This is a genomic window from Pseudomonas pisciculturae (assembly GCF_015461805.1).
Lineage (GTDB): Bacteria > Pseudomonadota > Gammaproteobacteria > Pseudomonadales > Pseudomonadaceae > Aquipseudomonas > Aquipseudomonas pisciculturae.
Map to the genome: position 1 here is coordinate 257,335 of NZ_JACVZE010000004.1, position 23,620 is coordinate 280,954.

Here is a 23,620-nt window from a genome sequence, read left to right on the forward strand (position 1 = left end):
CGGCTTACGGGAAAATCGGGAAGTCGGGGGCATTCAGCCGGCGATCAGTTGCCGTGAAACGCCGTTGCGCCAGCGGGCCAAATGTTCGTCGGCGTAGCGGCGGATGCAGCGCAGTACGGCGCTTTCGTGCTGCGTGATGAAGAAGTGGTGGCCGTCGAACATGTCCAGGGAAAAGCCACTGGCGGCGTCGGCTTGCCAGTCGAGTAACTGGTCGGCGCGCACGCTGTCTTGCTTGCCGCCAAAAACATGGATCGGCATGCCCAGCGGCTCACGCTCGCCGTAGGTGAAACTGCCGCACAACAGGAAGTCGGCGCGCAGGATCGGCAGCATCAACGCCATCAGTTCGGGGTTGGTCAGCGCTTCTTCGGCGGTGCCCTGCAATTCGCGCAGGCGGGCGATCAATTGCTCGTCAGTTTTTTCGATGGCGTACTCGCTGACATCCCGGTGCGCGGGGCCGGCGGTGCCAGAAGCAAACAGCGCCAAGGGCGCGGGAAGGTTGCGCACGCTCAATGCGTGCACCAACTCAAACGCCAGCAGGCCGCCAAGGCTATGCCCAAACACGGCATAAGGGCCGTTCAGGTCGCGGCTGATTTCTTCGGCCAGTTGGGCGGCCAAGCCCTTGATGTCGCGCTGCAACGGCTCGTCCATGCGCATGCCGCGCCCCGGTAACTCCAGCGGGCACACCTGCAACCAATCGGGCAAAGCGCGACGCCAGCGTGCATACACCATGGCGCTGGCGCCCGAATAAGGCAGGCAAAACAGACGCAGTCGAGTCGGCGTGCTCATCGCTTGAAAACTCCAAACACAAACACGCTCTCTGCACGATAGAAACCCATCTCGCCCTCCTGCGGGTGCTGATCCTTGGCCGTTTTACTAACGAGCCTGTCCCCATGAGAACGGACGGCACCGGCAAATAATTAGTCGCAAGAGATGAGCGAGAGCTGGTTCACGCCTGCCAAGAAGACATAAGATTAGTTCGCCTTCTCATTTGACAATCATTATCATTAAGCCTAATTTGTTGCCCGATGTGTAGGAGGCCTCAGCAAGGACGCCCTCCCCTAACCTCTTTTGTAATCAGGTGAATTCCATGACGGAAACAGTATCCACAGGCAGGTGCGACTCACCCCTTCTTCAGGCATTCGTCGACAATCGACTGATTTTGGTGAAGATCGCAGCACGTATTACCGGCTGCCGCTCACGCGCCGAAGATGTGGTGCAAGACGCCTATTTCCGGCTGCAGTCGGCACCGACGATTACCTCGTCGTTCAAGGCCCAGCTCAGCTACCTGTTTCAGATCGTGCGCAACCTGGCGATCGACCACTACCGTAAGCAGGCGCTGGAACTCAGATATTCGGGAACGGAAGAGGAAGGCTTGAATGTGGTCATCCACGGCGCTTCACCGGAAACCTCCCACATCAACTTCAATACGCTGGAAAACATCGCCGACGCGCTGACCGAACTGCCGCAGCGCACGCGTTATGCGTTCGAGATGTACCGCCTGCACGGCGTGCCGCAAAAAGACATCGCCAAGGAGCTCGGCGTGTCGCCGACCCTGGTGAACTTTATGATCCGCGATGCGCTGGTGCATTGCCGCAAGGTGTCGGGCAATCACAGCGATACGTTTGCGCGGCGGGTGTAGAGGGTTCAAACAACCTTTGACGAGGGTGCTTGCTGTGGCGAGGGAGCTTGCTCCCGCTGGGGTGCGTAGCGCCCCTAAAAGCCGGCTCCAGCTGCGCTGTCGAACGGGAGCAAGCTCCCTCGCCACAGCAAGCTCCCTCGCCACAGGTACAGTGTTCAGCCTTTGGTTCGCGTCAAACCAACCCACACCGATCAAAAAACCGCTCGCGCCCCAAAATCATCAACGCAGCGCGCTTGTGGGGGAAATCGAATTCCTTCTCGCAGTGGAAACACTGGTTCTGCATGTGCCCGATCATCTTCGCGTTATCGGCACGCGGCTCGGCCACCACGCGCTGGGTGCGCGGGTCATCCAGGTACAAGTAGTGCACCAGCGCCGATAGCCAGCTCGCCACCTTGTGCGGGCCACGGTGATGCTCTTCCCCCACCAGCATGTGCACGCCACGGTCGTAGTCGGCGGCGTCGTAGAACGGCGCGATGCGGTCTTCCTTGGCCCAGTAGGCTTCGAAATAGGCGAAGGGTTCGTCGTCGAAACAGCCGATCAGCGTCAAGGTGTGGGGGTCGGCCTCCAATTTGGCGAGGTATTCGCGGTGCTGTTCCAGGCTGCCACTTTCCTGCCAGAAGCTCGCCACGCGGGGGCTGTTTTGCCAGCGGTTAAAGCGCGCCAGGTCCACGTCGACCTCAACGGTGCGCAGTGAAATCCACGCCCCCAGACGCGCATCGAAACGCCGGTAAACCTCACCGCGTGGCTTGGGCGCGCGCGCAGGGTGGCGCTTGCCGGCGCTGATGATCATTTGCTGCGGGTAACTGCCTGCGCTGGGTTGACTGAGCCATGGCTGGGGCAATTGCCAAAACAGCGTGCGCTCGCAATAGAACTGGCCGGCCACTTCGGTCGCCATCAGCAGGCCACTGCGCAAGGCGTCTTCGGCAACATGCTCAAGGTGCCAGACCAGGCGCTGGCGGGTCGGCTCCTTGACGAACAACCAGTAACTGGCCGCCCATAAGGCACGTGCCGGGGCGACGTGGTTGGCATCCTGCCAATGCACGTGCAGTTCGTCGCCGCGCTCCAGGCGCAGACGCGCCAGCGGCTGACCTTCGAGGGTCAAGCTCAGGTGATTTTCGGTTTCATCGGCATTCAGGGCAGGCCCGGCCGGTAGCGGCAGGACCGAGAGGTCATTGAGATTGGACATGGGAGCGGCTCACGATAATCGTCGACAGATGAAGAAGTGACGTGAGCCGAGGGCAGAAATTTAGGCCGTCAAAGCGTAGGTATCATATTGATACGCAAGCGCTCAAAATCCCCCTCACCGTTTTCCCGTAGCAATGAAGCAGCGCAAAAACAGCGAAGGGTTGCACGCCACGCCTTTAGGGTTTAACCCACATACTGAAAAAATCCAGGAAGCTATAGTCACGAGCGTGCACAACCATGGTCTTAATCCCCGCATCCGAGCTGAAATCAGCCCATACATTCGACCACCCCGTCAGCTCCAAATCATCAATCATGTTTTGCTGCTCATCAAAAAGCTCACAACGCAAATAAAAGTGCACCCAAGTGATCGCAAACTTTAACCGCGTCAGCGGTTCTGCGAATGTAATTAAGAATTTTTGCTGATCAACATCAGAATGTATACCCCTACACATGGCGATACACTGCCCAACACGCATTCCGGGGTGCACCGAACCAAACCCTTCAATAGCGGCAGTCCCGTGGGAGCCCGGCAACAGTTCAACCGTTATTTTATTGACTGTAACGCTTGAACCTATCGTTATACATTGTGATGGCGCAGCGTCAAAATCTTCGGTTTCAAGACGCAGTTGCTGAATTTGACGAATTTGATAAGTATCACGACGCAATTCGGTCGCCACATTTTTATCAGCTGCCCCTTTGTAACTTAAGTAATAGATCAGTGTCATGCCTGAGTAGTCATCAAACAGGTGCAGAAAATCCCGATCAATCACTTCAGTTATGCCCTCTGTGACCTCTTGCGCGGTCAAGGCCCGCCCTTGGATCACGTGATAAACAATCGGATTTGCGTCGACATCAAGCCCTTCAATATCGAACCACAAGCGCATGCCCACTGCCGCGTAGGGGAGTGCACCCAGATGGCACCGGATCGGCCCGCGAATTTCCCGCAGGTCCAACACATGTCCTACTGCCTGAGGCATTTCAGGCATAGGAAGATCCTTATCCAGGATTCGCTGTACCGTCAACGCTAATGTTTGGGACGCCACGCTTACAGGGCCACTGGTCACTGTGTAGCTGATATAAGCGTCTGAATCGACGTACCGACCTATAATTGCTTCGGTCAAATCAAAATGAACAAATCCTTTAGCACTATCGCCCCATTTTTCAGGTAATGGAAAATCTTCTAGTCCCTCCCCAACAAGCGTCACGTCAATACGATGATCATCTTTCATATCCGGATATTTAACTTCAAGAGTAAACACCCAGGGTCGAGCGCCGCTCGAAGGAATCGGATATAACTGATTACCGCCGATGGCTTCAAGCACAGTTGGCGCAGGTGGCTCGGCGTCAAGCCTGCAGATGCTGTTGTTCGATAAAGTCGAGGTCGCGTTCATAATCAACTCCTTAAAGAACTAGCCCAAAAGGCTGAATGAAGCGCAACAATGAAGGCATACCCAGATACTGGCTACTGTCAGATTTGACAGTAACGCGAAAAAAATGACGAACGGTATACGGTGGTTTATTTATCCAATGCTGCCCAAATGACGTTAGGCGATCAGGGCGCGGGCATTACATCAATGCGATACGGCTCGAAGATCTTCAGCATTTCGCCGTTTTCCCGCAGGCGCTTGAGCAACCCGGCAAAGGCCTCGCCGGTGATCGGAGCCTTGGGCCGCAGCAGCGCGTAGTGGTGATAGACCTGATCGATGCGTTCCGACACCAGGAACTGCCCGGACATCTCGGCATTGCGCACCATGAAATCACTGAGGTACGAGCGGGTGACCAGGGCAATATCTGCACGCCCGCGGGCAACCATCAACAGGTTGCTGTCATGGGAGTACGTCAACGTGGCGTTGAAATGCTCGGCCATGTACTTGGGGTCGGGGTTGAAGTTGGCGAAGGCATAGTGGTAACCACTGAACACGGCCAGACGTTTGCCGGTGAGCCCGGCGAAGTAGTCCTGGCTGCGACCGGGCTCACGCTGGGCGACGAAAATCTCAGCGTCTTCCAGGCCCATATCGACGCTGGTGTGGGGGATTTTCTGCCAGCCCCAGGCGGGGTTCTCGAAGATGGCCATGTCGACACGGCCTTGCTCGAAATCCCGAAAGCGCCGGGGGATCGAGGTGGGTACCAGTACAAATTGGTAGTCGGTTTGCGAGGCGTTCAGGGCCTCGACCAGTTGCGGCAGCAACCCGGTGTCGGCACCCTGCTCGGGGCGCACAGTGTAGGGCGGAAAATGCGCCGCGCCGATGCGTACCAATTGCGCAGCCGAAGCCGGCAACCACCACGCGGTGCCCAGTGCCCATAGAGTAAGTCCTGCAGCCAGCCGCCATGGCGAAAACATCAAGGCACACACCGTTCAACACGTCGATGGCGATAAGCTAGGCGTTTTTGTCTGGCGAGACAACTTTCCACCGTCAAATTAATAGCTTGCACTGCTGGAGGCATTCAAAACCATCAGCAACGCTTCTTCAGCCAATTGTTCGAGGGTCAGGCTGCCTTCGGCGCGAAACCAGGTGGTGGTCCAGGACAAGGCCCCTGTCAAAAAGCGTCGCGTGATAAACACATCGCCCTTGATATAACCGGCCGCCTTGGCCTCCCCCAGCACCTGCAACCAAATCTGCTCGTATACGTCGCGCAGCGCCAACACCTGGGCCTGGCCTTCGGCCGAAAGCGAACGCCACTCGTACACCAGCACCGCCATGGCTTCGCCGCTGCCGCCCATGATCGACTGCAATTCGCAGCGGATCAGCGCCAACACGCGCTCGCGCACGTTTGTGGCTTCTTCTAGGGAGGCGCGCATCATTGCGGTGTTGTAGTGGATGGTTTCCTCCATCACCGCCCGCAGGATCTCGTCCTTGCTCTTGAAGTGATGAAAGATGCTGCCCGACTGGATACCCACAGCGCTGGCCAGGTCGCGCACCGTGGTGCGTTCAAAGCCTTTGTTGCGAAACAGGTGCGCCGCGGTTTGCAGCAGCTTGCCCCGGGCACTGTCGGGGTCGGTCAATTGGCCGCCGTCGACCATGGTGCGCATCACCCGCAGGGCTTTTTGCTCATCCATGCTGCTCTCCTCACCTTAACTTCCAAGAACGTCTTGGCCGGCAATTTAGGCCGTGGCCGCCACCCAAGCAAGCGCTTGGGTAAAACTTGTGTCCGCAGTTTACAAACCAAGCGCTTGCTTGGTAGTCTCGACGCCAGCCACTTGGAGAAGGATTTCTCATGAGCAAGACGGTTCGTATCGGCTGCGCCAGCGCCTTCTGGGGCGATACCTGCACCGCAGCCGCCCAGTTGGTGCACGGGGGAGCGCTGGATTACCTGGTGTTCGACTACCTGGCGGAAGTCACCCTGTCGATCCTCGCCGGCGCGCGGATGAAAGACCCACAGGCCGGCTACGCCACAGACTTTGTCGAGGTGCTCACGCCACTGCTGGCCGATATCCACCGCCAAGGCATCCGCGTGATCAGCAACGCGGGCGGTATCAACCCCCAGGCCTGCGCCGCAGCACTGCAAGCGGCCTGCGACAAGGCCGCGATCCCGCTGAAGATTGCGGTGCTGCTGGGGGACGACCTGCAACCGCAGCTCAAAACACTTCACGCCATCACCGACATGTTCAACGGCGCGCCGCTACCGCCGGTGTGCGTGTCTGCCAATGCCTACCTTGGCGCGCCGGGCATTGTGCAGGCGCTTGCACTGGGTGCCGATATCGTCGTCACCGGGCGCGTGGTGGACAGCGCGGTGGTCAGCGCCGCGCTGGTGCATGAATTCAACTGGTCGTGGCACGACTACGACCGCCTCGCACAGGCCGCGTTGGCCGGGCACATCATCGAATGCGGCGCCCAGTGCACCGGCGGTAACTTCACCGATTGGCGCGACGTACCCGACTACGAGCACATCGGTTTCCCCATCGTCGAAGTGAGCGCAGACGGGCAGTTCACCGTGAATAAAGTCGAGGGCTGCGGCGGGCTGATCAGTGAACTCAGCGTGGCCGAACAACTGCTGTATGAGATTGGTGACCCGCAGGCTTACTTGCTCCCGGATGTGATTTGCGACTTCAGCCAAGTCAAATTGCAGCAACAAGGCAAAAACCAAGTACGCCTGCACGGCGCCAAAGGCATGCCGCCCACTGACGGGTACAAAGTCAGCGCCACTTACCCGGATGGTTTTCGCTGCACCGCCAGTTGCCTGATCGCTGGCATAGACGCAGTGGCCAAGGCCGAACGGGTGAGCCAGGCGATCATCAACAAGACCTCTGAGTTGTTCAGCCAGCGTGGCTGGGCACCCTACACCGACGTGAATATCGAACTGCTCGGCAGCGAAGCCACTTACGGCGCCCATGCCAGGCGCCACGACTGCCGCGAAGTGGTGGTCAAGCTGGCAGTGCGTCACCCGAGCAAACAGGCCTTGGTGTTGTTCGCCCGCGAGATTGCCCAGGCCGCCACCGGCATGGCGCCGGGGCTCACCGGTATTGTCGGGGGGCGGCCTACGGTGTACCCGTTGATCCGCCTGTTTTCATTTCTGGTGGATAAAACGTTCTGCACGCCGGTGATCGAGTTCCAGGGCCAGCGCTACACCTGTGAACTTCCCGTCACGCAAGCACACGCCACGCCTGGCACACCGTTTGATCCGCCCAAACCCCAAGGCCGCGCCGACGCCAGCGTAGCGCTGGTCAAACTCGCCGTGGCCCGCTCCGGCGACAAGGGCAACCACAGCAACATCGGCGTGATCGCTCGCGCCGCCGAGTACCTGCCATGGATCGCCGAAGCACTGACGCCCGAAGTAATCGTCGACTGGATGGGCCACGTGCTCGACCCACTCCACGGCCGCGTCGAACGCTGGTACCTGCCCGGCAGCCACAGCCTCAACTTCCTGCTGGAAAACGCCTTGGGCGGCGGCGGCATTGCCAGTCTGCGCATCGACCCACAAGGCAAGGCGTTCGCCCAGCAACTGCTGGAAATCCCGATTGCCGTGCCGCAACACATCGCCGATCAATTGAACTAAAGGGAGCGCTGCCGTGGCCTTCGACTCGATCTTCAAAGCCGACCTGTTCCAGGGGCGCACCGTGATTGTCACCGGCGGCGGCAGCGGTATTGGCCGTTGCACCGCCCATGAGCTGGCGGCGTTGGGTGCGCGAGTGATCCTGGTGGGACGCAAGCCGGACAAGCTGCAAAAGGTCGCAGCCGAGATTGCCGAAGACGGCGGCAACGCCCACTGGCAAGCCTGTGACATTCGCGATGAAGAGGCGGTGAAGGCGCTGGTTGGGCAAACCCTGAAAGATCACGGGCCGATCCACGGGTTGGTGAATAACGCCGGCGGCCAATACCCGTCGCCACTGGCCGCCATCAATCAAAAAGGCTTTGAAACCGTGCTGCGCACCAACCTGGTGGGCGGGTTCCTGATGGCGCGGGAAGTGTTCAACCAGTCAATGGCCAAACACGGCGGCGCCATCGTCAATATGCTCGCCGACATGTGGGGCGGCATGCCCGGCATGGGCCACTCGGGCGCGGCGCGTTCGGGCATGGATAACTTCACCAAGACCGCCGCCGTCGAGTGGGGCTGCGCCGGGGTGCGGGTCAATGCCGTGGCGCCAGGCTGGATCGCCTCCAGCGGCATGGACACCTACGAGGGTGCATTCAAGGCGGTGATCCCCACCCTGCGCGAGCACGTGCCGCTCAAGCGTATCGGCACCGAGTCAGAAGTCAGTGCGGCGATCGTCTTCCTGCTCAGCCCTGCCGCCGCCTTTATCAGCGGCAGCACCCTGCGCATCGACGGCGCCGCGAGCCTGGGCAGTCGTGCCTGGCCACTGCACAAGGCGCAGCCAACCAGCGAGCCGTTCAACGGCTTCCACCGCGCCTATTTGCCCGATGTGCTCAAGGCGGAGCAATAAACCATGCCGGTGATTGAATCCCTGATCGACCCTCACAGCGCCCAGTTCGCGCAAAACCGCGCAGCCATGCTGGTCGGCATCCAGCACATGCGCCAGCTGGAATGCACCCTGCTGGACAAGGCCCAGGAGGCCAAAGCCAAATTCGACAAGCGGGGCCAACTGCTGCCCCGCGAGCGCCTCAACCTGCTGCTGGACCCCGGCGCACCGTTCCTAGAACTGGCGAGCCTGGCCGGCTACAAGCTGCATGACGACAAGGACGGCACCGCAGCGGGCGGCGGCTTGATCGCCGGCATCGGCTACGTCAGCGGCGTGCGCATGCTGGTGGTGGCCAACAACAGCGCGATCAAGGGCGGCACCATTTCGCCCAGCGGGTTGAAAAAATCCCTGCGCCTGCAACAGATCGCCCTGGAGAACAAACTCCCAGTGGTGACCCTGGCCGAAAGCGGCGGCGCCAACCTCAACTACGCTGCCGAGATTTTCGTCGAGGGCGCGCGCAGCTTTGCCAACCAGGCGCGCCTGTCGGCCATGGGCCTGCCGCAGATCACCGTGGTGCACGGCTCGGCCACGGCGGGCGGCGCGTATCAGCCCGGCTTGTCGGATTACGTGGTGGTGGTGCGCGGCAAGGCCAAGCTGTTTTTGGCCGGCCCGCCCCTGCTCAGGGCGGCCACCGGCGAAGTGGCCACCGATGAGCAATTGGGCGGTGCTCAAATGCATGCGCAAATGGCGGGCACCGCGGAATACCTGGCGGAAAATGACGCCGATGGCGTGCGTATCGTGCGCGAGATTGTCAGTGCCTTGCCGTGGAATGATCGCCTGCCGCTTGCACCGCCTCGCACTTACAGCGAACCGCTATACCCCATCGAAGAACTGCTGGGCCTGATCCCCGATGACCCGAAAAAACCGTACGACGTGCGCGAAATCCTGGCACGCCTGGCGGATGCCTCCCAGTTCCTCGAATTCAAGGCCGAGTTCGACGCCCATACCGTCTGCGGCCACTTGCATATCCAGGGCCGCGCCGTTGGGGTGATCGGCAATAACGGGCCTATTACGCCCAAGGGTGCGAGCAAGGCCGCGCAATTCATTCAACTGTGCGACCAGAGCCGCACGCCGCTGCTGTTCCTGCACAACACCACCGGTTTTATGGTGGGCACCGAGTCAGAGCAACAAGGGGTGATCAAGCACGGCGCGAAGATGATCCAGGCAGTGGCCAATGCACGGGTGCCTAAACTGACAATTGTGGTGGGCGGCTCCTACGGCGCCGGCAACTACGCGATGTGCGGCCGGGGCCTGGACCCGCGTTTTATCTTCGCCTGGCCCAACAGCCGCACGGCAGTGATGGGCGGCGCGCAGGCGGGCAAGGTGCTGCGTATCGTCACCGAAGCCAAACAACTCAAGGACGGCCTGGTGCCCGACCCCAAAGTGCTGGACATGCTGGAGCAGGTCACCGCGCAGAAGCTCGACAGCCAGTCCACCGCGTTGTACGGCAGCGCCAACTTGTGGGACGACGGGCTGATCGACCCACGGGACACTCGTACATTGCTGGGCTTGCTGCTGGATATCTGCCACGAGGCCGAAGTACGGCAACTACAACCCAATAGCTTTGGTGTGGCGCGCTTCTAAACAGGAGAACAAGAACAATGATCTTCACCCAGGAACACCAGGAACTACGCCGCACCGTCCGCGCCTTCGTCGACCGCGAGATCAACCCCCATGTGGACGAATGGGAAAAGGCCGGGCGCTTTCCCATCCACGATATTTTCCGCAAGGCCGGTGACCTGGGCCTGCTGGGCATTTCCAAACCGGAAAAATTCGGCGGCATGGGCCTGGACTACAGCTACTCCATCGTCGCCGCCGAAGAGTTCGGCACTATTCGCTGCGGCGGTATCCCCATGTCCATCGGCGTGCAGACCGACATGTGCACCCCCGCCCTCGCCCGCTTTGGCAGCGATGAGCTGCGCGACGAATTCCTGCGCCCGGCCATCAGCGGCGAACAGGTCGGTTGCATTGGCGTTTCGGAAACCGGCGCCGGCTCCGATGTCGCCGGGCTCAAGACCCATGCACGCAAGGACGGTGACGACTACGTGATCAACGGCAGCAAGATGTGGATCACTAACTCCCCAAGCGCTGACTTTATCTGCCTGCTGGCCAACACCTCCGACGACAAGCCGCACATCAACAAATCGCTGATCATGGTGCCGATGAAAACCCCCGGTATTAGCCTCAGCGCGCCTCTGGAAAAGCTCGGCATGCACAGCTCCGAGACCGCCCAGGTGTTCTTCGATAACGTGCGCATCCCCCAACGCAACCGCATCGGCCACGAAGGCGCGGGCTTCATGATGCAGATGTTGCAGTTCCAGGAAGAACGCCTGTTTGGCGCAGCCAATATGATCAAGGGCCTGGAGCAGTGCATCGACAGCACCATCGCGTATTGCAAGGAACGCCAGACCTTCGGCAAGGCGCTGATCGACAACCAGGTGATCCACTTTCGCCTGGCCGAACTGGCCACCGAAATCGAATGCCTGCGCGCGCTGGTTTACCAGGCCACCGAGCAATACATCAAAGGCCAGGACGTGACGCGCCTGGCCTCCATGGCCAAGCTCAAGGCCGGGCGCCTGGGCCGCGAAGTCAGCGACAGTTGCCTGCAATATTGGGGCGGCATGGGCTTTATGTGGGACAACCCGGTGGCACGGGCTTATCGCGATGTGCGCCTGGTGTCGATTGGCGGCGGCGCCGACGAAATCATGCTGGGCATCATCTGCAAACTGATGGGCACCTTACCGGGGAAAAAACCATGAATACCTTGCTGCTCGAGCCCCACAATGGCGTGCTGCACATCACCCTCAACCGCCCCGAAAGCCGCAACGCGATGAGCCTGGAAATGGTCAACGAACTGCGCACCGTGTTGACGCAATTGGACGGCCAGACCCGTGCAGTGGTAATCAGCGGTGCCGACGGGCACTTCTGCGCCGGCGCGGATGTGAAGGACCTGGTCACTGCGGGCAACGGGTTGCAGGCACTGAACCGGGCGTTTGGCACCTTGCTGCAAACCGTCGAAGCCGTGCCGCAAGTGGTGATCGTGGTACTGCAAGGCGCCGTACTGGGCGGCGGGTTCGGGTTGGCCTGTGTCAGTGATATTGCGATTGCCGACCACCAGGCCCAGTTCGGCTTGCCGGAAACCAGCCTGGGCTTGCTACCGGCGCAGATTGCGCCATTTGTGGTCAAGCGCATCGGCCTCACCCAGGCCCGGCGGCTGGCGCTGACGGCGGCGCGGTTTGATGGTGTAGAAGCTGAGCGATTGGGTGTGGTGCACTTTACCGAGCGTGATTCGCAGGCGTTGGCTGAGCGTTTGGATGAAGTACTGGGGCAAGTGCTGCGCTGCGCGCCGGGGGCGAATGGGCGGACTAAAGCGTTGATGCTGGCGAGTGTGGAGGAGCCGCTTGAGGTTGTTTTGGATCGCGGGGCGCAGTGGTTTGCCGAAGCGGTCAGGGGGGAGGAAGGGATTGAGGGGACGCAGGCGTTTGTGCAAAAGCGAAAACCTCGGTGGTGCAAATGACGCAATCGGGGGCAAGCCCCCTCCCACATTTAACCGAGTTCCAACATGAGAATGCGGTCGAATGTGGGAGGGGGCTTGCCCCCGATGAGGCCCGAACCAACACCTCATCAGCCCAGGGATAACCCCATGCCCACATTCAGCAAAATCCTCATCGCCAACCGCGGCGAAATCGCCTGCCGCATACAGCGCACCGCCCAGGCCCTGGGTTATCGCACTGTGGCCATCTACAGCGATGCCGACGCCCAGGCCCTGCATGTGCAAATGGCCGATGAAGGCGTGCACATCGGTCCGGCGCCCGTGCAACAGTCCTATCTCAATATCCCGGCGATTTTGGACGCCGCCCAAAAAACCGGCGCCGACGCCATCCACCCAGGCTACGGCTTCCTCTCCGAAAACCCCGACTTCGCCCGCGCATGTCTGGCAACAGGCCTGACCTTTATCGGCCCCAGCGTCGAGGCCATCGAACTGATGGGCAGCAAACGCCTGTCCAAACTCGCCATGCTCGACGCGGGTGTGCCGTGCATTGCCGGCTACCAAGGCAGCGCACAAGACGATGCCACACTGCAACGCGAAGCCCAGCGCATCGGTTACCCCTTGATGATCAAGGCCAGCGCCGGCGGCGGCGGCCGGGGTATGCGCCTGGTGCACAGTGCCGATGCCCTGCTGGAGAATCTAAACACCGCACGTTCTGAAGCAAAAAACGCTTTCGGCAGCGACGAGCTGATCCTCGAACAAGCGCTGATTGAGCCCCGACACGTTGAAATCCAACTGTTTGGCGACAGCCACGGCCATCTCATCTACCTCGGCGAACGCGATTGTTCGATCCAGCGCCGCCATCAAAAAGTCATCGAAGAAGCCCCCTGCCCGGTCATGACACCTCAATTGCGCGAGGCCATGGGCGAAGCTGCCCTGAAGGCCGGTCGCGCGGTGAATTACGTGGGTGCAGGCACGGTAGAGTTCCTGCTCGATCGCAACGGCCGGTTTTACTTCCTGGAAATGAACACCCGCCTGCAAGTCGAGCACCCGGTCACCGAGCTGATCACCGGCCTCGACCTGGTGGACTGGCAACTGCAAATCGCCGCTGGCCAACTCTTGCCATTGACCCAACAAGACGTGACCCTCAGCGGCCACGCCATGGAGGTGCGCCTCTACGCCGAAGACCCGGCCCAAGGCTTTGTGCCGCAAACCGGCAAGGTGCTGAGCTGGCTACCTGTTGCTGGCGTGCGTACCGATCATGGCGTGATGGAGGGCCAGCGCATCAGCCCGTTCTATGACCCGATGCTGGCCAAGATCATCGCCCACGGCGCCACCCGTGAAGAGGCGCGACGCAAACTGCTGCGGGCGGTGGAAGACACGGTGCTGCTGGGGGTGAGCACCAATCAGCGCTTGCTGGTGGAGGTGCTCAAGCATCCAGACTTTATCGCTGGCGATGTCAGTACCGGTTTCATCGCCCAGCATTTCAGCGAAGTCACGCACACCATGGCATCAAAAGAACAACTCGCCCTGGCCGCCGCGCTGTTCTATCAACACAGCGCCGACAAGCACCCCCAGGGCCTGGCGGGCTGGCGAAACAACGCGAGTGTTTCGTGTACTTACCGCCTGGAAGTCAACGACGCCGTCCACACCGTCACCGTTGAGCCAATGTCGCTCACCGCCGACGGCCGCCACGTCATCGTGCAGCTCAACGGCATTCGCCGGCGCATCGCCTATCACCTCGACGGCGACCAACTGTGGCTGCCGGGCCTGACGGTGACTAACCGCACCCAGCAGGCCGCCAGCCGCCAGGTCGATGCACGCAGCGGCACGGTCAAGGCACCGATGGATGGCGCCATTGTCGACGTGCGCGTCAGTGCCGGCGACAGCGTCAGCAAAGGCCAACTGCTGCTGGTACTGGAAGCGATGAAAATGGAGCACCCACTGACCGCCGGCATCGACGGTGTGATCAAGGGCGTGCAGGTGATTGCCGGCGATCAGGTGCGCAATCGCCAGGTGTTGTTGGAGATCGAATAACCCCCTAGGCGGAACTAGAAGGCCGGGCTACGCTCTATCCCCATCAGGAAAGGACGAGTACGGGAACCTGCGCGATGCCTCATTGGCTGATTATTGACCTTGAAGCCACAACGGATGAAGGCGGCTGGCCCGTGACAGAGATGGAAGTCATCGAGATCGGCGCAAGCCTGGTGAACCGCCAGGGCCGCGAGCTGGACCACTTCCAGCGTTTTGTACGGCCGCTGCGTCGGCCCTTGCTGACGCCGTTCTGCCGCCAACTGACCCACATCACCCAGGCCAACATCGACGGCGCGGCGCCGATCACTGACGTGTGGCCGTTGTTCGAACGCTGGCTGGGCCAGCACCAGCCGCGCCTGGAAGGCTGGGCCAGCTGGGGCGATTACGATCGCAGGCAGTTGGAACTGGAGTGGCAACGCCATGGCCTGGCCAGCGCGTTGGCGGCCACGCCCCATGTGAACCTCAAGCAACGCTTCGCCAAAGCGCGGCGCCTGGACAAGCCCTTGGGGCTCAATGGCGCGCTGCAACTGGCGGGAATGCAGTTCCATGGCCAGCAACATCGGGCACTGGAGGATGCGCGTAACACCGCGCGCCTGCTGCCGCTGATTTTACCGGTCTAGGCAGCTCCCCTGCCCTTGGGCATACTGGCCGACCTTTCCAGACCCTTTTCCGAGGATTCACCCATGTTTAAAGTCAACGAATACTTCGACGGCACCGTCAAGTCGATCGCTTTCGGCACCGCTGAAGGCCCGGCGACCATCGGCGTAATGGCCCCGGGTGAATACGAATTCGGCACTGCCCAGCGTGAAATCATGCACGTGGTCTCCGGTGCGCTGACCGTCAAGCTGCCAGACGCCGCCGAGTGGGAAACCTTCGCCGCCGGCAGCCAGTTCAACGTCCCGGCCAACAGCAAGTTCCAGCTCAAGGTTGCGGTAGACACTGCTTACCTGTGTGAATACCGCGGCTGATTGTTACCCGGTCAAAAAAATGCCCGTCTCGCAGGAGACGGGCATTTTTTATTCCAGGATCGTAACCGGCATCCCCACGGCCAACTGGCCGACGCCATCGTTGACCAGGTTCTGGCCAAACATCACATCACCGTCCTGTTCGCGATAGGTCTTGAGCGTCGCCAAGGGTTCACGGTCGGCACTGCGCTCGCCACTGGCCGGGTCGATGGTGGTGAGGATGCAGCGTGAGCACGACTTGACCACGCGAAACTCCAAGTCGCCGATGCGCACGCGTTTCCAACCATCTTCGGCAAACGCCTCGCTGCCTTCGATCACCAGGTTGGGGCGAAAACGCAGCATGTCCATGGGCCGGCCGATGCGCTGGGACAGGTCGTCCAGAGAGGCCTGGCCGATCAGCAGCAAGGGAAAGCCATCGGCAAAACCGACTTTGTCGTCGTCCTTGCCGAAGCCCGCCTCAGTGCTGCGCGCACGCTCCACCGGCACTTGCACCAGGCGCGTGGGTTTGCCGATGAAGTCGCTGACCCAGGCGGCGGCCGCGTCGCCGGCGTCAGGCACGCGTAACGTGTCGCGCCAAATAGTCACGCCGCGCAGTTCTGCGTCGCTGCCGGGAAGCGCTACGTCCAGCGGCGCAACGCCTGGAGTGCTGAGAGTCAGGCCACCGGTGTTGTTCCACAACGCCGACAGTTGGCTCATCTTCGCCACCGCACGCTGGGTGAGAAAACGCCCACTGGCCTCGTCTACCAGCATCCAGCGGCGATCGCCGTCCAGCCCCAGTTTATCCAGGCCGATCTGTTGCAAGACCTCTGCCTTGCCGGACTTCAAGGGGTAACGGTACAACGCGCTGAGACGAAGCATGGGCCTGCATTCCTGAGGGTTAAAGATGCAACCCTAAGGTCAAGCGGGCACTTCGTCCAGCATCAGGCGTTCGCGCACCACGTCCACCAGCTTGTCGGGCTGGAACTTGGAGAGGAAGTTGTCGCAGCCGACCTTCTTCACCATCGAGTCGTTGAAGCTGCCCGACAGCGAGGTGTGCAGCACCACGTACAGCCCACGCAGGCGCGGGTCGTTGCGAATCTCGGTGGTGAGGCGGTAGCCGTCCATTTCAGGCATTTCGGCGTCGGTGAACACCATCAGCAGCTTGTCGGTCATCACCACGCCGCTGTCGGCCCAAGCCTTGAGCATGTTCAGCGCCTTGAGGCCGTCGCTGGCGATGTGCATCTTCAGCCCAAGTTGGCCGAGGGTGCCACGCAGTTGCGAGAGGGCTACGTTGGAGTCGTCCACCAGCAGCACTTCGCGGCCACGAGCGCGCTCCAGCACCGGGTCTTCGAGTTTCTCGCGGGAGACCTTGCCGTTGTACGGCACGATTTCGGCCAGGACTTTTTCCACGTCGATGATTTCCACCAACTGGTCGTCGACCTTGCTGATGGCGGTGAGGTAATGCTGGCGACCGGCGCTGGTCGGCGGCGGCAGGATGGCTTCCCAGTTCATGTTGACGATGCGGTCGACACCCCCCACCAGGAACGCCTGCACGGAGCGGTTGTACTCGGTGACGATAATGGTGCTGTTAGGGCCCGGCACCAGTGGGCGCATGCCGATGGCTTGGGACAGGTCGATCACCGGCAAGGTCTGGCCACGCAGGTTGACCACGCCACAGACGAACGGATGGCGCTGGGGCATCAGGGTCAACTTGGGCAGTTGCAGCACTTCCTGCACCTTGAACACGTTGATCGCGAACAGCTGCCGCCCGGCCAAGCGAAACATGAGGATCTCCAGGCGATTCTCACCCACCAGTTGCGTGCGTTGATCTACCGTGTCGAGAATGCCGGCCATTAAAAGCTCCTGATGCGCTAAAGGGTTGTGCAGCTCACTTAAGGCTGTTTATCGGCGGCGAACGCCAGATCTTGACCCCGGTAAAATGCCACGGAATTTAATTGATGTCACACTGACATCATGCTTTACTGCGCAGGCCTCTCCATATGGCAATGCAGCCACGTTGCGCGACATTCAAAGTGACGCAAGGTTCCGCCATATAAGGGATTCCCTTATGCGCAATCAGGCCCAACCTGATATTCGCGATATCTAATAGCCATTAATGTGACGCCATTCTCATTGCATGAATGGAGTCAGGCTTTTGTTTGCCATCCCAAGCCCCCGGCCCACGGGTCTTTCAGACGCAGGCGCCTCGGCAACTGAAGTTGTGCAACTGACCCCAACCACCCGGGCTGCGCAATGCCGTCGCCTGCACTCTAATAAACGTCCTACTGAAAACTCAGAAGCAACCTACAGATTTCAGTCATATTTCAGCGCTAGTTTTAAGCCATTCACCCGGTGCGACATCTCATCACCCGACCTTATGTTGTGGAGACTTGCATGATGAACAGCGCAAATGAATGGCAAACCACACTTCTTGATTTTCTGCTCGAAGCGCAAACGCTGCTGGCCAAGTCGGAAGAGTGTTTAAGTCACTTGCATCTGATCCGCGACGACAACGATGCGATCGATTGCATAAAGACCAGCCTGATCAAACTGGCCGAAAAAGCCGATAACCTCGCTCTGCAGGCGATCAGTGAGTTTTCCCGGCATATCCAGAACTTGATCGCCAACGCAGCCAGCCCCCTGCAATTACATGATCAGGCATTAGACGCACTGCATGCCTGCCTGTCATTGCTGGCCTGGCAATTGGAGTTGATCGACACCCGCACTGGCGAACTGGGCATGGATGACAGCGAACAAGTGACATTGATTGCGACCGTCACGCTGCAGATTCCACAGAAAGATTTCTCTTCCAAGCCGCAGCAACGAAGACATCACGCATCGACTTGAAGCATTACCAGGTCGCATTCAATTTATGACTTACCTGAAAACGACACTACCAACTAACCGTGGGACTCAGTGGCGCCAGCAAAGATATCAATTAGCCATCAACGGTAATAACGATACAAATCCGCTTAAACAATATAACTCCCCCTTTTAATGAACTCCGGGATTACCGCCTGGAGCATTTGTATGGGTATTACACCCGCCAACGCACGGCATCAGGCGACCAACGGTAATAGTGGTGGTACTATTGCCCCGCTCGAAGTCACTCAACTTCATCATGCATAAAAACGATTCGATCACGTATTCCAAGCAGAGCGCCGTCAGCCGACGTGGTCGCTCTTCCCGCAGCGAATCTTCATTGGCCCCCTCCGCTATGTACGCCAAGCTCAAGACACTCCTCGCCAGGTCCGCATCGCGCAGCAATGCCCGTCGCCTGATCCTCGCGCTGTGCCTTGGCTCGCTGCTGCTGAGCCTGTGGGCCTACAGCTTTAGCGCAGCGCTACCGATGCTGGTGCTGCTTAACCTGGCCACGTTTGTGGTGGTCGGCGTGCAACAGTGGCGCTCACGCAAAGCCATCAAGTTTGAGCCTCAGGAACTGGCCGAGCGCCTGCTGCAAGTGCAAGAAAACGAACGCCACCGTTTGAGCCGTGAGCTGCACGACGATATCGGCCAATTGCTGACCGCCGCCAAGCTGCAAAGTGAATGGCTCAAACGCCGCCTGCCGCAAGAGCTTCAAGGCCAGAGCGCTGTGCTGTGCAGCACCCTTGACGAGACCCTTGCCAAGGTGCGCGACGTGTCCGCCATCCTCAACCCTCGACAACTCGCCAGCCTGGGCCTGGAAGCCAGCCTTCGCGCGCACCTGCTCAAGACGCTGGGAAACACCCCTGTTCACTGGAGCCTGGAATGCCAGCAACGGCTCACCGGCATCCCTGAAGACATGGCGTTGGCGGCCTTTCGCATCACCCAGGAAGCGGTGACCAACATGCTCCGGCATGCCCAGGCACACAACCTGCTGGTACGCCTGCAACGCCTGCCCGAGGGATTGTCGCTGACGATCCGCGATGATGGCGTGGGCTTCTCACCCGCCCTCAACCCGGGCCAGGAAGGCCAGCGCGGCATGGCCGGGATGTCTGAGCGCATCGATCAACTTGGCGGTTCATTATGCGTCAGCAGCCAACCTGGCGAAGGCACCCGCATCGACGCACTTTTCCCCTGGGCGCCGCGCGCCCTCGAACGGGCCAGTGCCCCTAAGGTTCCCGAGTGAGCTGCAAACTACTCCTGGTGGATGACCATGCGCTGATCAGAGCCGGTGTACGTGCGCTGGTCCAGGATATTCCCGGCTACACGGTGGTCGGTGAAGCCAGCGATGGTGCGCAATTGCTTGAGCAGTTCAGTGAACTGCAGCCCGATATCGTGCTGCTGGATTTGTCGATGAAGCACACCGGCGGCCTGGACGCGTTGCAGCAGCTCAAGCGCGTCTACCCCAAGAGCCGCGTGCTGATCCTGTCGATGCACACCGACCCGGAGCTGATCATGTGCGCGCTGGAGTCCGGGGCACACGGCTACCTGCTCAAGGACACCACCGCCAGCGAGCTGGAACACGCATTGCTGGCGCTGCGTAACAACGAGCGCTACCTGAGCCCGGCCATCGCCCACACGGTGATCAACCAAGCGCTGGTGCGCAACCAGGGGTCGACCACGCCCGCGGGCGGCAGTCATAACTTAACGGCACGCCAGCTGGAGATCCTGCGCTTGATCGTGCGCGGCAAGTCCACCCGGGAAATCGCCCACGGCCTGGGCCTGAGCATCAAGACGGTCGAAGCCCACCGCTCGCAAATCATGAAACGCCTGCAGATTTTCGACGTGGCGGGCCTGGTGTTATTCGCGGTGCGCGAGCAGATCATCAGCCTGGACGACTAGCGGCGAACCCACCGGCAGATGCACACGCAAGGCTTTGGGCAGCGCGGCGAAGCGCAGGTCGTCGCCCTTGAGCGGTTCACCGTCGAGGTTGATGTACAGCCCTTCGGCCACCTTGATCTGCACCCACGGCAGCCGCGCACGCACGAACAGATTGTCCATGCCGCCGTCGGTCATCAGGGTGCGCAATGTACCCACGACCTCCTGAGGCGCCGGAAGAATGCTGATATCCAGCAAACCATCGTCTGCCATGGCACCCGGGCACAGCACATGCCCACCGCCCGCCTGGCGACCGTTGCCGATACCCAGCGCAAGCAACTCGCCCTTCCAATGGAAATCCGGGCCTTCCAGTTCGCCATAGGCGGCTTTCAATTCACTGAAGCGGGTCAAACCCGTGAACAGGTAAGCGGCACCGCCGAGGACTTTCTTCAAGTCTTCGGAGGTATTGGCGGTGACCTGGCTGCCAAAACCACCGGTGGCCATATTCAAGAAGACTTGCCCACCGACCTGGCCGAGATCGATCGCCTTGGGCGCTACATCCAGCAGCGCCAGGGCCTGTGCTGGCTCCAGCGGCACGCCTGCAGCCTTGGCGAAATCATTGGCGGTGCCCAGGGGCATCAGCACCAGGCTGGCGTCAGTCTTGGCTTGGGCCATGGCCTCGGCCACGTCACGCAAGGTGCCGTCGCCGCCACCGGCGATGATGTGGGTGTAGCCGTCAGCTAATGCTTCGTTGACCAGGCGCTGGGCATCACCGCCCTCCCAGGTCACCCGTACCGCCAGCTCCGTACCCTGTTCACGCCGAGCCTGCACGGCTGCGCGCACGTCCTCGTTGAGAGCTTGCTTGCCGTGGAGGATCAACAGTGCCTTGGGGGTGGTCATGGGTGGGTTACTCCTGGATTCAAAGGTGCTTGAAGGATGTTGACCCTTGGAGAGCGGCAAAAGGTCGTCAGGCTGGAAAATAATTCACAAGGCAACACATAAGCAAAATGTGGGAGGGGGCTTGCCCCCGATGGCGGTGGATCAGTCAGCACATCTGGTACTGAGACACCGCTATCGGGGGCAAGCCCCCTCCCACATTTTTTGAACCAGGGTATGCCGTCAGCTCTTGTGCAACTTGCTCATCAACTGCGCCTCAGCCTGGGTGAGGCCGCACGACTGGGTCAGCTCATCCACCGTAGCGCCCATCCCCACCAGCTTCGCCGCCTGGGCAAACGACAGGCTGGCCGGGTCGCGCTGTTCGATCTGTGCCAGCTTGTCCGGCAATGGCCCGAGGATCGCGCGCAGTTCATGCACCTCATCCCCAACCTTCACCGCACTTTGCTGGTAGTGATCAACACGCTTGACCAGCTCCAGCACACGCCGATCACGTACCGCGTCGCGCTCGGCCTGTTGCAGGGCCAATTCCCGTTGCTGGCGCACATAGCGCAGCAGGAAGGCCAACGTCCCAGCCCACAACAGGGCCAGGACAATCACCGCCGCTTCAAGAAACAATCAGATGTTCTCCAGATCCGACCATTCTTCTTCGCTCATCATCTTGTCCAGCTCAACCAGAATCAGCAGTTCGCCGTTCTTGTTGCACACGCCCTGGATAAACTTGGCGGACTCTTCGTTACCCACGTTCGGAGCGGTTTCCACTTCCGATTGGCGCAGGTAAACCACTTCAGCCACGCTGTCGACCATGATCCCGACCACTTGCTTGTCGGCTTCGATGATGACGATACGAGTGTTGTCGTTGACTTCGGTCGGCACCAGGCCAAAACGCTGGCGGGTGTCGATCACCGTCACTACGTTGCCACGCAGGTTGATGATACCCAGCACGTAGCTTGGCGCACCCGGCACCGGGGCGATCTCGGTGTAACGCAGCACTTCTTGCACGCGCATCACGTTGATGCCATAGGACTCGTTGTCCAGCTTGAAGGTTACCCATTGCAGGATCGGATCATCCAAACCTTGTGCGGACGCTGACTTGTTGTTCATACCCCTGACCCCTTCAAATGCCGCTTTACACGGCGTGTGTGCTTCATTGGCCCCACTCGCGCACGGCCCTTATTGTTCAATCAACTGCGTGTAGTAACAGGCATCGACTTGACGGCACCGCTGGCGATCAACTCGGCCAACTCGGAAACGTCGAGCAACGCGCACATATGTTCGATCACGGTGCCCGCCAGCCAAGGCCGCTGGCCCCGCTGGCTGCGCCATTTGATTTCGTTCGGGTCCAGGCGCAACGAACGGCTGACTTGATGCACCGCCAGCCCCCACTCATAGCCCTGTACCGAAATCACGTATTGCAAACCCTGGCGGAAGTCATCGCGGTAGCGGTCGGGCATCACCCAGCGCGCGGTATCGAGGACTTTAAGGTTGCCTGCCTGGCTGGGCAGGATGCCAAGGAACCACTCTGGCTGCCCAAACAGCGGCGTCAGCTCCTGGCCTTCCAAAGAATAGATCGAGCCCAGGCACACCAGCGGCACCGCCAGGGTCAGGCCCGCGACGTCGAACAGCAAGCACTCGAACGGCTCGGCGGCCCAAGCCGGGCGGCCGTCACCGGTCACCGGCGGCGGGATGATGCTCGGCGGCAGGTGCACTTCCACCACGGGCTCGACCACCACCGGTGCCACGACCACGGGCACGATTGGCACTACAACGGGCGCTGCAACCGGGGCTGTAATCGGCACTACGTTCGCGTCGCGAGCCTGCTCCTCCAGCACCGCCAACTGGAACTCATCCAGTGTGCTGGCGGGCTCAAGAACCAGAATCGGCTCAGGCAACTCTTCGGCGGTCGCATCCTGCAGCAAGGCATCCAGGTAGGATTCCAGTGCCAGTTGCGGCCGGGTCTTGAATTCGATAGGCCGGTTCATCACGCCACCTGCGCCACAAGCTGCTGGGCCAGCAGGTGTTTGAGCAAGGCACGGTAGGCCAGCACGCCACGGCTTTTCGCGTCGAACTGCGACGGTGTGAGGCCGGCGCGGCTGGCGTCACGCAGGCGCGTGTCCACCGGGATATAGCCGTTCCAGATGGTGTCCGGGTAGGCATCGCGCAATACACGCAAGGTGCCGAGGGAGGCCTGGGTACGGCGGTCAAACAAGGTCGGCACGATGCTGAACGGCAGCGCTTGCTTGCGCGAGCGGTTGATCATCGCCAGGGTGCTGACCATACGTTCAAGGCCTTTGACGGCCAGGTGCTCGGTCTGCACCGGAATCACCAGTTGCTGGCTCGCCGCCAACGCGTTGACCATCAGCACACCCAGCAACGGTGGGCTGTCGATGATTGCATAGTCGAAGTCCTGCCACAGCTGCGCCAGGGTCTTGGCGATCACCAGCCCCAGGCCGCTCTGCCCCGGCGACTGACGCTCAAGGGTGGCCAGCGCGGTGCTGGACGGCAGCAGCGAGATGCTTTCATTGCTGGTGGGCAGCAGCAGTTGCTTGGGCAAGTCTGCCGGTACGCTGCCCTTGTGCAGAAACAGGTCGTAGTTGCTGTGTTCCAGCGCATCCGGGTCGTAGCCGAAATAGCTGGTCATGGAGCCGTGGGGGTCCAGGTCCACCACGACCACACGCTTGCCCGCCTCGGCCAGCAATCCGGCTAAGGCGATGGAGGTGGTGGTCTTGCCGACCCCACCTTTTTGATTGGCAACTGCCCAGACTCTCATTCGGTTG

The 23,620-nt window shown here is 60.5% G+C and carries 24 protein-coding genes; 12 read left to right on the top strand and 12 right to left on the bottom strand.

Annotated features, from left to right (window positions below):
- Positions 1 to 33: 33 nt before the first annotated feature.
- A complete protein-coding gene (locus ICY20_RS13080) occupies positions 34 to 786 on the bottom strand; it encodes a thioesterase II family protein (protein WP_194937682.1) in 753 nt (250 codons plus the stop codon).
- 301 nt (positions 787 to 1,087) lie between these two features.
- On the opposite strand from ICY20_RS13080, the gene ICY20_RS13085 reads away from it, so the two are divergent.
- Positions 1,088 to 1,639, top strand: coding sequence for an RNA polymerase factor sigma-70 (locus ICY20_RS13085; protein ID WP_159962026.1), 552 nt, complete (start codon positions 1,088 to 1,090; stop codon positions 1,637 to 1,639).
- A 172-nt stretch (positions 1,640 to 1,811) separates the two neighbouring features.
- On the opposite strand, the gene ICY20_RS13090 is transcribed toward ICY20_RS13085, so the two are convergent.
- The 4 genes from ICY20_RS13090 to ICY20_RS13105 all read right to left on the bottom strand — a co-directional run bounded on the left by ICY20_RS13090 (position 1,812) and on the right by ICY20_RS13105 (position 5,882).
- Positions 1,812 to 2,825, bottom strand: a complete 1,014-nt coding sequence (locus tag ICY20_RS13090; RefSeq protein WP_194937683.1) for a GNAT family N-acetyltransferase — start codon at positions 2,823 to 2,825, stop codon at positions 1,812 to 1,814.
- A 175-nt stretch (positions 2,826 to 3,000) separates the two neighbouring features.
- Positions 3,001 to 4,215, bottom strand: coding sequence for a hypothetical protein (locus ICY20_RS13095; protein ID WP_194937684.1), 1,215 nt, complete (start codon positions 4,213 to 4,215; stop codon positions 3,001 to 3,003).
- A gap of 161 nt (positions 4,216 to 4,376) precedes the next feature.
- Positions 4,377 to 5,165 carry a substrate-binding periplasmic protein gene (locus ICY20_RS13100; RefSeq protein WP_194937685.1) on the bottom strand — a complete coding sequence of 263 codons (789 nt, stop codon included), beginning with the start codon at positions 5,163 to 5,165 and terminating at the stop codon, positions 4,377 to 4,379.
- Positions 5,166 to 5,243: 78 nt separating this feature from the next.
- Positions 5,244 to 5,882, bottom strand: a complete 639-nt coding sequence (locus ICY20_RS13105) for a TetR/AcrR family transcriptional regulator (protein WP_159962030.1) — start codon at positions 5,880 to 5,882, stop codon at positions 5,244 to 5,246.
- A 158-nt stretch (positions 5,883 to 6,040) separates the two neighbouring features.
- Here ICY20_RS13105 and ICY20_RS13110 point away from each other — a divergent pair, with 158 nt between their 5' ends.
- From ICY20_RS13110 to ppnP, 8 genes are all read left to right on the top strand, one after another.
- Positions 6,041 to 7,819: an acyclic terpene utilization AtuA family protein gene (locus ICY20_RS13110; protein WP_194937686.1), complete on the top strand. Its 1,779-nt coding sequence runs from the start codon at positions 6,041 to 6,043 to the stop codon at positions 7,817 to 7,819.
- A 13-nt stretch (positions 7,820 to 7,832) separates the two neighbouring features.
- Positions 7,833 to 8,705, top strand: a complete 873-nt coding sequence (locus tag ICY20_RS13115) for an SDR family oxidoreductase (RefSeq protein WP_194937687.1) — start codon at positions 7,833 to 7,835, stop codon at positions 8,703 to 8,705.
- 3 nt (positions 8,706 to 8,708) lie between these two features.
- Positions 8,709 to 10,325: a geranyl-CoA carboxylase subunit beta gene (gene atuC, locus ICY20_RS13120; protein ID WP_194937688.1), complete on the top strand. Its 1,617-nt coding sequence runs from the start codon at positions 8,709 to 8,711 to the stop codon at positions 10,323 to 10,325.
- A gap of 17 nt (positions 10,326 to 10,342) precedes the next feature.
- Positions 10,343 to 11,500, top strand: coding sequence for a citronellyl-CoA dehydrogenase (gene atuD / locus ICY20_RS13125; RefSeq protein ID WP_159962034.1), 1,158 nt, complete (start codon positions 10,343 to 10,345; stop codon positions 11,498 to 11,500).
- The gene (locus tag ICY20_RS13130; RefSeq protein WP_159962035.1) at positions 11,497 to 12,258 is read left to right on the top strand and encodes an enoyl-CoA hydratase/isomerase family protein; all 762 of its coding nucleotides are present in this window, start codon (positions 11,497 to 11,499) and stop codon (positions 12,256 to 12,258) included. Before atuD ends, ICY20_RS13130 begins: the two co-directional genes overlap by 4 nt.
- Before the next feature lie 126 nt (positions 12,259 to 12,384).
- A complete protein-coding gene (locus ICY20_RS13135; RefSeq protein WP_159962036.1) occupies positions 12,385 to 14,268 on the top strand; it encodes an acetyl-CoA carboxylase biotin carboxylase subunit in 1,884 nt (627 codons plus the stop codon).
- 74 nt (positions 14,269 to 14,342) lie between these two features.
- On the top strand, positions 14,343 to 14,885 hold the full coding sequence (locus tag ICY20_RS13140) for an exonuclease domain-containing protein (RefSeq protein ID WP_159962037.1): 543 nt from the start codon (positions 14,343 to 14,345) through the stop codon (positions 14,883 to 14,885).
- 63 nt (positions 14,886 to 14,948) lie between these two features.
- Positions 14,949 to 15,233, top strand: a complete 285-nt coding sequence (gene ppnP / locus ICY20_RS13145) for a pyrimidine/purine nucleoside phosphorylase (protein WP_135292017.1) — start codon at positions 14,949 to 14,951, stop codon at positions 15,231 to 15,233.
- A gap of 48 nt (positions 15,234 to 15,281) precedes the next feature.
- On the opposite strand, the gene ICY20_RS13150 is transcribed toward ppnP, so the two are convergent.
- Positions 15,282 to 16,088 carry an MOSC domain-containing protein gene (locus ICY20_RS13150; RefSeq protein ID WP_159962038.1) on the bottom strand — a complete coding sequence of 269 codons (807 nt, stop codon included), beginning with the start codon at positions 16,086 to 16,088 and terminating at the stop codon, positions 15,282 to 15,284.
- A 39-nt stretch (positions 16,089 to 16,127) separates the two neighbouring features.
- Positions 16,128 to 17,063 (bottom strand): chemotaxis protein CheV, encoded by a 936-nt coding sequence (locus ICY20_RS13155; protein ID WP_159962039.1) that lies wholly within the window; start codon positions 17,061 to 17,063, stop codon positions 16,128 to 16,130.
- Between the two features lie 540 nt (positions 17,064 to 17,603).
- Between ICY20_RS13155 and ICY20_RS13160 the strand changes: the two genes are divergently transcribed.
- The 3 genes from ICY20_RS13160 (at position 17,604) to ICY20_RS13170 (ending at position 19,973) form a co-directional block, all read left to right on the top strand.
- Complete coding sequence (locus tag ICY20_RS13160) at positions 17,604 to 18,056, top strand: hypothetical protein (protein ID WP_194937689.1); 453 nt, start codon at positions 17,604 to 17,606, stop codon at positions 18,054 to 18,056.
- Positions 18,057 to 18,426: 370 nt separating this feature from the next.
- Positions 18,427 to 19,317, top strand: coding sequence for a sensor histidine kinase (locus tag ICY20_RS13165; RefSeq protein ID WP_159962060.1), 891 nt, complete (start codon positions 18,427 to 18,429; stop codon positions 19,315 to 19,317).
- Positions 19,314 to 19,973, top strand: coding sequence for a response regulator (locus ICY20_RS13170; RefSeq protein WP_159962040.1), 660 nt, complete (start codon positions 19,314 to 19,316; stop codon positions 19,971 to 19,973). The genes ICY20_RS13165 and ICY20_RS13170 overlap by 4 nt, the downstream gene beginning before the upstream one ends.
- Here ICY20_RS13170 and yegS read toward each other — a convergent pair.
- From yegS to ICY20_RS13195, 5 genes are all read right to left on the bottom strand, one after another.
- Positions 19,932 to 20,849, bottom strand: a complete 918-nt coding sequence (gene yegS / locus ICY20_RS13175) for a lipid kinase YegS (protein ID WP_159962041.1) — start codon at positions 20,847 to 20,849, stop codon at positions 19,932 to 19,934. The two genes, ICY20_RS13170 and yegS, sit on opposite strands and share 42 nt — an antisense overlap.
- A gap of 219 nt (positions 20,850 to 21,068) precedes the next feature.
- The gene (locus tag ICY20_RS13180; RefSeq protein ID WP_159962042.1) at positions 21,069 to 21,461 is read right to left on the bottom strand and encodes a DUF2802 domain-containing protein; all 393 of its coding nucleotides are present in this window, start codon (positions 21,459 to 21,461) and stop codon (positions 21,069 to 21,071) included.
- Positions 21,462 to 21,947 (bottom strand): chemotaxis protein CheW, encoded by a 486-nt coding sequence (locus ICY20_RS13185; protein WP_017735234.1) that lies wholly within the window; start codon positions 21,945 to 21,947, stop codon positions 21,462 to 21,464.
- A gap of 80 nt (positions 21,948 to 22,027) precedes the next feature.
- Positions 22,028 to 22,825, bottom strand: a complete 798-nt coding sequence (locus ICY20_RS13190; RefSeq protein WP_194937690.1) for a CheW domain-containing protein — start codon at positions 22,823 to 22,825, stop codon at positions 22,028 to 22,030.
- On the bottom strand, positions 22,825 to 23,613 hold the full coding sequence (locus ICY20_RS13195) for a ParA family protein (protein WP_159962044.1): 789 nt from the start codon (positions 23,611 to 23,613) through the stop codon (positions 22,825 to 22,827). Before ICY20_RS13195 ends, ICY20_RS13190 begins: the two co-directional genes overlap by 1 nt.
- Positions 23,614 to 23,620 lie beyond the last annotated feature (7 nt).

Bases quoted from the DNA above. Each gene is read 5' to 3' on its own strand.
- ICY20_RS13185 (WP_017735234.1), bottom strand. From the start codon at position 21,947: ATGAACAACAAGTCAGCGTCCGCACAAGGTTTGGATGATCCGATCCTG.
- ICY20_RS13110 (WP_194937686.1), top strand. From the start codon at position 6,041: ATGAGCAAGACGGTTCGTATCGGCTGCGCCAGCGCCTTCTGGGGCGAT.
- ICY20_RS13085 (WP_159962026.1), top strand. From the start codon at position 1,088: ATGACGGAAACAGTATCCACAGGCAGGTGCGACTCACCCCTTCTTCAG.
- ICY20_RS13090 (WP_194937683.1), bottom strand. From the start codon at position 2,825: ATGTCCAATCTCAATGACCTCTCGGTCCTGCCGCTACCGGCCGGGCCT.
- yegS (WP_159962041.1), bottom strand. From the start codon at position 20,849: ATGACCACCCCCAAGGCACTGTTGATCCTCCACGGCAAGCAAGCTCTC.
- ICY20_RS13165 (WP_159962060.1), top strand. From the start codon at position 18,427: ATGTACGCCAAGCTCAAGACACTCCTCGCCAGGTCCGCATCGCGCAGC.
- ICY20_RS13195 (WP_159962044.1), bottom strand. From the start codon at position 23,613: ATGAGAGTCTGGGCAGTTGCCAATCAAAAAGGTGGGGTCGGCAAGACC.
- ICY20_RS13155 (WP_159962039.1), bottom strand. From the start codon at position 17,063: ATGGCCGGCATTCTCGACACGGTAGATCAACGCACGCAACTGGTGGGT.
- ICY20_RS13100 (WP_194937685.1), bottom strand. From the start codon at position 5,165: ATGTTTTCGCCATGGCGGCTGGCTGCAGGACTTACTCTATGGGCACTG.
- ICY20_RS13150 (WP_159962038.1), bottom strand. From the start codon at position 16,088: ATGCTTCGTCTCAGCGCGTTGTACCGTTACCCCTTGAAGTCCGGCAAG.
- ICY20_RS13140 (WP_159962037.1), top strand. From the start codon at position 14,343: ATGCCTCATTGGCTGATTATTGACCTTGAAGCCACAACGGATGAAGGC.
- ICY20_RS13130 (WP_159962035.1), top strand. From the start codon at position 11,497: ATGAATACCTTGCTGCTCGAGCCCCACAATGGCGTGCTGCACATCACC.
- ICY20_RS13105 (WP_159962030.1), bottom strand. From the start codon at position 5,882: ATGGATGAGCAAAAAGCCCTGCGGGTGATGCGCACCATGGTCGACGGC.
- ppnP (WP_135292017.1), top strand. From the start codon at position 14,949: ATGTTTAAAGTCAACGAATACTTCGACGGCACCGTCAAGTCGATCGCT.
- atuC (WP_194937688.1), top strand. From the start codon at position 8,709: ATGCCGGTGATTGAATCCCTGATCGACCCTCACAGCGCCCAGTTCGCG.
- ICY20_RS13095 (WP_194937684.1), bottom strand. From the start codon at position 4,215: ATGAACGCGACCTCGACTTTATCGAACAACAGCATCTGCAGGCTTGAC.
- ICY20_RS13135 (WP_159962036.1), top strand. From the start codon at position 12,385: ATGCCCACATTCAGCAAAATCCTCATCGCCAACCGCGGCGAAATCGCC.
- ICY20_RS13190 (WP_194937690.1), bottom strand. From the start codon at position 22,825: ATGAACCGGCCTATCGAATTCAAGACCCGGCCGCAACTGGCACTGGAA.
- ICY20_RS13080 (WP_194937682.1), bottom strand. From the start codon at position 786: ATGAGCACGCCGACTCGACTGCGTCTGTTTTGCCTGCCTTATTCGGGC.
- atuD (WP_159962034.1), top strand. From the start codon at position 10,343: ATGATCTTCACCCAGGAACACCAGGAACTACGCCGCACCGTCCGCGCC.
- ICY20_RS13160 (WP_194937689.1), top strand. From the start codon at position 17,604: ATGATGAACAGCGCAAATGAATGGCAAACCACACTTCTTGATTTTCTG.